The following is a 6,403-nucleotide window of genomic DNA, read 5'->3' on the forward strand; positions in this document are numbered from 1 at the left end:
CGGAATGCAAACACAGAAAAATGCCACCTATAAAGTGTTATTCCTCAAGGAAAAAGATGCACATTCCTGATTATTTGATAAGTCGAGAAAGTGAGCTTGAACCACTTTCTAAAGAAGAGTTGTTTCGCATATATGAGTTTAGGCGAAGAGTGGAAAGCTTCGCAAACGCAATGAAGCGTTATTACGTTGGAGCCATCGCGAAACATGCAATATCAGACGATCCAGAAGTAAAAAAAGCAACGTTTGAAGCTAATACTCCAGATCTAGACCATATTCAAAACCTTGCACTTAAATTCCGATTTTTCTATGCCGAAAAAGAGCCAACAAAGCTGGAATCGGTTATTAGCCTTTTGAGAAAACGAGCCAAAGATGAGTGGGCATGCAATTACCTCGATTTAGTGCGCAAGCAGTACAATGGACTGATGAACGGTTGTGATATGAGTGACTCAATGGGGCACCCCGTAAGCAACCGAGAAATAATTAATCTTTGGTTTAATTCTGACTTTTTTCATTCAGACGTTGATAAGCGTAAAAAGTTGAGCGTTATTAATCAGTCGATTTCAGAGCAGGTGTCTTTGTTTCAGCTCTATACAGCTATTACTGGTGTTTCGACGCAGTTAAAATCAGTGTATGCGGTTACTCATAAAATTAGTTCGGACACTAATATGATTTGTACACCTAATCACCACTTTAGACGTAAGTCACAGGAAAAAGCATAAAAAATATCAAGGTGAACGCGTTACGCTGGTTGTTTTTTAATGGGTTCTGCGTGCTTGGTGAGTCATCGAGGCGCACCTGATGTTCTGCGTTATAAGCTAAGGGGGAATTGTGCAAGTAGTTATAATTTCATTGGTATCGATCTTGTTGTTTCAAGGTGTCCTTTTAATTTTATCAGCTATCTCGACAGTTTTTCTTGAATTAAACTCAGGTTTTTTAACATGGATCGATGTAGCATCAAAAGCCGCAACAGTTGCTGTGTTTCTTTGGGCTGTTCATACGTTTATTTCTCAGAAAAAAGATAAGGAAAAAGAAGAAAAGTACACTCGTTTAAAAGACCTCAGTTATAGGCTAATAGATTATGTTGGGCGGTCAGATTTCACTGTAACCAAGAATTCAGCAAGTATTTTAATCGCATATTTAGATGCAATCATAACTGAGGCTAGTCAGGGAGATGTTGCGACTGAGCATCTAAAAGAAAAAAAGTTAGCTCTTGATGTAACCTACGAGACATTGAAGCGAACAAGTCTTAATGAAGCATTGGGACTTGATGGTTCTCAAGATTACTTTGAAATTATTGAGACGCTAGAAGATCTCTATTCAAGTAGTGATAAGTTATCCAACTTTGATTCTGAAATGATGTCATTTATCGAACAAAGGAGGCGTCGGTCTACCAACATGGTGATAAGTATGCCTTCTAACAGTTTGCAGCTATGGCAAATACTTAAAATTCTTTCTCTAGTTTTAGAACAAGAAGAAGATGAGTTAGAAGAAGAGCTTATGAGTAAGCCGAAAGGCATTGGTAGTCGTCACTACCAGTTGCCAGTTCTTTATGCAATTTACTACGTGTACAGTAACGGTACATTGCATATAGCTAGTGATGATAATTTTACTTTTACTACATCTGGAATGCTAATGGCGTGCGAACGTGAAAATTGCTTATAACAAAACTATCGCACAGCTTGCCTCACCCAGAGTAATCCATAAATAGCTAAATTAGAAGAGTCACTGACACGTCTTTGTCCAGAGATGTGCTTGCGTGATCATTGCTAGCACGTTTATGCCCCATTCCGTGTTTATGGCTGTTTCTCTAGAACGGGGTCGAACATTATTTGACTAAATTTATCTAATGCTCGACATAAGGCGAGTTGACCCTCGCCTTACTTGATTTGTAAGTATCTAACTTTATTTAAATTCAACCCTGTATTGTTCTTAAATTGGAAGATTGTGGTCTGAGGTTTGGTGCAATGATACAAAGTAGGATGGTTATCGCTCCACAAATTGCAATTGTCGCTGGAAGCTGAACAATACTGGTTGGTGTCAGGCTAACCATAAATCCGATAACGGCAGACAGAAGGTATTGTGCCATACCCATCATCGCAGACGTTACACCAGCCGGTGATGTTGAAGCATTCATGGTTAAGGCGACTAAGTTGCCGAATACAAGACCTAAACACGCAATAGTTAAACTGAGTAATGCAGCATAACTGAGCAGTGAAGAGAGAGAAAACTCAACGACAACCAGCAATAGGAAAGCGAACAGTGTATAACCGAGAGTACCAAGTATCATAATTTTGTGGGTTGATAAACCACGCTTGATCAGTTGATTGCTGATTGCACCACCGATAACAAGCCCAACAGAGTTGGCGGCAAATATTTGACTGTACTGCGTTGCACTTAATTTAAAGTATTCAATGAAGACAAAAGAAGAGCCACTGATATAAGAGAAAAAGGATCCAAGTACTAAACCACTTGCGATTGTATAAAGGACAAATCGTGGTTGTAGAAGTAACCCGCCATAGCCATGGATTATTGCTTTTATACTCAGTGATACTCGTTCTTCTACCGGTTGAGAGTTTGGTACCGTTTTAGCTCCCCATACTAAACCAAGCAACCCAAGTATTGCCATTACCCAGAAAATACTACTCCATTGCCAGTGAAGAAGTAGTACCCCACCGAGAATTGGGGCTGCGATAGGCGCAACCATCATTACTTGCATTAGAATGGATTGCATACGTGCCGAATCTTCTAACTCATATAGATCATCAATAATAGCTCTCGGTGCGACCAGGCCTGCCGCTGCACCTAATGCTTGAACAAAGCGGGCAACTAGAAGCCATTCTATCGATGGTGAAAGAGCTGCGATAACAGAACCAGCAACAAAAATTCCGACACCAATCAGCAATGGGCTTCTACGGCCGAATCTGTCGAGCAAAGGCCCATAGATACCCTGTCCAATGGCCAAACCGGCTAAAAAGACAGCCAGTGTCTGCTGGACTTCACCTGGTGAAACTTGTAGTGCTTCTGCAATAGTTGGCATTGCGGGTAAATACAGATCAATAGCCATAGCATCTAACGCTGTTAGTAAAGCCAACAGTGTAACCAGCAACATACTCACGGTTTGGGATGAGTGAGTTTTAGTTGTCATATAATAAATTCCTGATTTGCTTTGGATACAGATAAATAATCAGGATTATGTTCTTGATTTTATCTATATCCGGTTGCAGGTTCTAAACGAGAGTTTTGATGTAGGTGTAGTGTTCCACCTGAGGATCATAACTGTTAGTGCGGGTATCAATACGTTGATATCCATTTTTTTCGTAGTATTGATAGCTACATTTATTGTCCGTGTGCAATGAGTAGCCTTTCGCATTCATGTTTGATAAATAATGCTCAAATGCATTGACTAAGGTGGTCCCAATTTGGTGACGACGATAATTGTTGTCGACACAGAAAAACAATAGCTCACTGTCACAATCATGTTCCGGCATCTGACCAAACGATTTTTGTTGTTGCTTCAGTTCTCTAAGCACTTGTTGGCCGGCAGCCGTTGTTTGTAATGCAGCTTTAGCTTGTTTGACAACCCCTTTGTAGTCAAATTCTACCGCCTTTTCTCGAGTCAATCTGGTTGAACCTAAGATGACGCCGCATATTTTTCCGTCGTGTTCTGCTATTTCAATAAAAGTACTGCGCATAAAATCACCGGCAACAAAAATGGTTGCCAGGTGTTCAAGAGCGTCTGCGTCTCTTACTGAAGTGAATACACTAAGATCCATATTGGCGGCGAACATACCGGCAATCGTCTCGAAGTCTTGCTGAACGGCTTTACGGTAGTGAATATGCGTCATTTTTAACCTGCTTTTGTTGTTTGGTTCAATTCAGAATGGTTAACTTGCCTGTTTCGGCGATGATGTTTTTATCATCACGGATCAGAGAATGGATTTGACCTGAGCTGAAGTTAAGATGTTGCGTGACACCTAAACCACTCTCTTCTACCCAACTGACAAGGAATTGATTCACGGCTAAGTTTATAACCGTTGCCTGCTCGGTCACTTCTTCTCCGGCGGCTTTACCTGTCATTGATGGACCGTTGATCGATTTCCATACAATCGTCTTTTCATCCAGATATTGGTTTTCAAATGAAAAGTCAGGGTAGTCGATTTGGAATCTCAGCCCTGATAATTGAGTTAATTGGGGATTCATAGTGCATCCTCCTTAAGAGAGCCAGCCAGTTTTTGACTGACTCTTAAGTGCTAATTAATGGCTAATTACCATTCCATTTCGCCAGTGTTTACCTGGCTGCCAAGTTCTAAGTCGCTTTCACCTGGTAGCTCTGGGTAAGCCTCTTTCATAATAGAAATGACTTTTTCTGATTTTTTGCTTTCAAGTTGGTCCGCTTCAGATAATGCAGCTTCGAATGTTTTCAGGTACTCGATTGTAAAATCAATCGCTTCATCTTTCTCAGGTGCATCACCTAAGTAGTGAGCAGGAATAACCAGTTCAGGGTTAAGCGATTTCATGTTCTCCAGTGACTGAACCCAGGCACCACGAGCCTGTTCTGTTTGTGTATCTGCAGTCCAAACATGCATGCCAGAGGTTAGTGACACACCACCAAAGACAGTTTTTAGTGATGGAATCCACATATAAGCCTGGTATGTGCCCATTTCTTTAACTTCGATATCGTGGCCTTCAAGTGAGAATGTTGTTTGCTCAGATGGCTGAGGAACGAACAGTTCTGTCGGGACATCGTCACCGAGGATTGGTCCCCAGTGTTCTAGTTTCGCGTCTTTGGTGTCCTTAATGTGTTCAACAATTGAAGGACTTGAAACCACTTTAACATCCGGGAATGCTTTTAATAGTGGTTGCAGGCCGAAGTAGTAGTCTGGGTCACCAGCCGTGATGTAAATCATGGTTAGTTCTTTGTGACTTTCTTTAATCATATTAACCAGAGCCTGGCCGTCGCTAAGGCTAAATTGAGCATCAAATAAAATCGCATCTTTCTGGCCGCTTACCAATGTAGATGTGACTGGGAAGATCGCGTCTTCGCCTGGTTTGTATTGTTGCAACGTTAGATCTGACGCCAGAGCCTGACCTGATAGAAGTAGTGCGCCAGCAGTAAGAGTTGTTGTTAGTTTTTTCATAGGTGACCTTTACTTGTGTTGTTTAACGAAAACACGTAATGCGCGTGTTTGTTCAATGGAGACGATTATATTGGTTTATAATTAACGCAAATACCCTATAATTCGATTATTACTGTTTCATTTTTCGGTCTAATAAGGTGGTGGATATGGATAGGCTTACAGCTCTCAGTGTTTTTTCAACGATTGTTGAGCAAGGAAGCTTAAGCGGGGCAGCTGACAAATTAGACATTTCCCGGGCGAAAGTATCTCGTTACCTTGCTGAACTCGAAACCTGGATGGATACGCGGCTTTTACACCGAACAACCCGGCGCCTGAGCCTGACCTCCGCTGGAGAACAAACTTTAAATGTTGCTCATCAGCTTTTAGGAATGACAGAATCTCTTGAAAATATTCGTAGTCAGAATTCTACGGAGTTAAAAGGTCAACTAAGGCTGACAACCAGTTTGTCTCTTGTGGAAAGTTTTCTTATTGATGCAGTTGGTAAGTTTATAGAGAACTGGCCTCAGACTTCTATTGATATTCTTACCACTGACGACCCTGTCAATTTGGTTGAGTCGCGAATTGATCTGGCAATTCGTATTACTAATGACCTAGAGCCAAATGTCGTAGCAAAGCGTATTGGAGAATGCCGTTCGGTTGTTTGTGCGGCACCTGACTATATCAAGAGAAGAGGTAAGCCTGCCGATGTCCAATCACTGGCTTACTTTAACTGTTTATCTTTTGCCTACTATGGAAAAGCAGCGTGGGTTTTTGATGGTCCGAACGGGCCAGAATCCGTCGCAATATCAGGCAATGTTAGTTCGAACTTATCTGAAGTATTGTTGGCAGCGACAACAAAGGGACATGGAATCAGTTTACAGCCAGTCGCTGCAGCTAAACCTCTGATAGAAAGTGGTCAGCTGGTTGAGCTGCTAACCGAATGGGAGCCGAGACCCTTAGGAGTATATGCGGTGTATGCCAATCGTAAACAAGTGACACCGCTTCAACGAGGCTTTATTGATTTTCTGGCTGAAGAGATGGCGACATCACCTGATTGGTCGTCTATTTAGTAAAGGTTTTCCATTCTTTCACTAATCCATTACCCGCTAATTTAGCAAGACAGGTAACACGGTTATGTCCAAAACTGAGTTACGAAGGTACTTTTACGTGTGTGATCACCAAGCGATTCTGTCGTACCTTAATTACCAAGCGACTTTGTCATTACAATAACTACCGAGGGAAATTGACGGGACTCATTAGCGTACCTTTTAAAGTAATCAAATAAA

Annotated in this window: 7 protein-coding genes; 3 read left to right on the forward strand and 4 right to left on the reverse strand. The window is 41.5% G+C overall.

What is annotated here, in order from left to right; genetic code table 11:
• The first annotated feature begins 56 nt into the window (after positions 1-56).
• Positions 57-719 (forward strand): hypothetical protein, encoded by a 663-nt coding sequence (locus E6C74_RS18565; protein ID WP_136487543.1) that lies wholly within the window; start codon positions 57-59, stop codon positions 717-719.
• A gap of 109 nt (positions 720-828) precedes the next feature.
• The gene (locus E6C74_RS18570; protein WP_136487544.1) at positions 829-1,662 is read left to right on the forward strand and encodes a hypothetical protein; all 834 of its coding nucleotides are present in this window, start codon (positions 829-831) and stop codon (positions 1,660-1,662) included.
• Between the two features lie 250 nt (positions 1,663-1,912).
• Here the strand turns inward: E6C74_RS18570 and E6C74_RS18575 are convergent, their stop codons facing one another.
• The 4 genes from E6C74_RS18575 to E6C74_RS18590 form a co-directional block, all read right to left on the reverse strand.
• Entirely contained in the window at positions 1,913-3,145 is a 1,233-nt protein-coding gene (locus E6C74_RS18575; RefSeq protein WP_136487545.1) for a multidrug effflux MFS transporter, read from the reverse strand.
• Between the two features lie 82 nt (positions 3,146-3,227).
• Complete coding sequence (locus E6C74_RS18580) at positions 3,228-3,845, reverse strand: GNAT family N-acetyltransferase (protein ID WP_136487546.1); 618 nt, start codon at positions 3,843-3,845, stop codon at positions 3,228-3,230.
• A gap of 25 nt (positions 3,846-3,870) precedes the next feature.
• Positions 3,871-4,200 carry a hypothetical protein gene (locus E6C74_RS18585; RefSeq protein WP_136487547.1) on the reverse strand — a complete coding sequence of 110 codons (330 nt, stop codon included), beginning with the start codon at positions 4,198-4,200 and terminating at the stop codon, positions 3,871-3,873.
• A 65-nt stretch (positions 4,201-4,265) separates the two neighbouring features.
• On the reverse strand, positions 4,266-5,138 hold the full coding sequence (locus E6C74_RS18590) for an MBL fold metallo-hydrolase (RefSeq protein WP_136487548.1): 873 nt from the start codon (positions 5,136-5,138) through the stop codon (positions 4,266-4,268).
• Between the two features lie 146 nt (positions 5,139-5,284).
• Here E6C74_RS18590 and E6C74_RS18595 point away from each other — a divergent pair, with 146 nt between their 5' ends.
• Positions 5,285-6,187 (forward strand): LysR family transcriptional regulator, encoded by a 903-nt coding sequence (locus E6C74_RS18595; RefSeq protein WP_136487549.1) that lies wholly within the window; start codon positions 5,285-5,287, stop codon positions 6,185-6,187.
• The last annotated feature ends 216 nt before the right edge of the window (positions 6,188-6,403 follow it).

It is taken from the genome of Vibrio sp. H11, assembly GCF_004804295.1.
In the GTDB taxonomy this organism is placed as follows: domain Bacteria; phylum Pseudomonadota; class Gammaproteobacteria; order Enterobacterales; family Vibrionaceae; genus Vibrio; species Vibrio ostreae.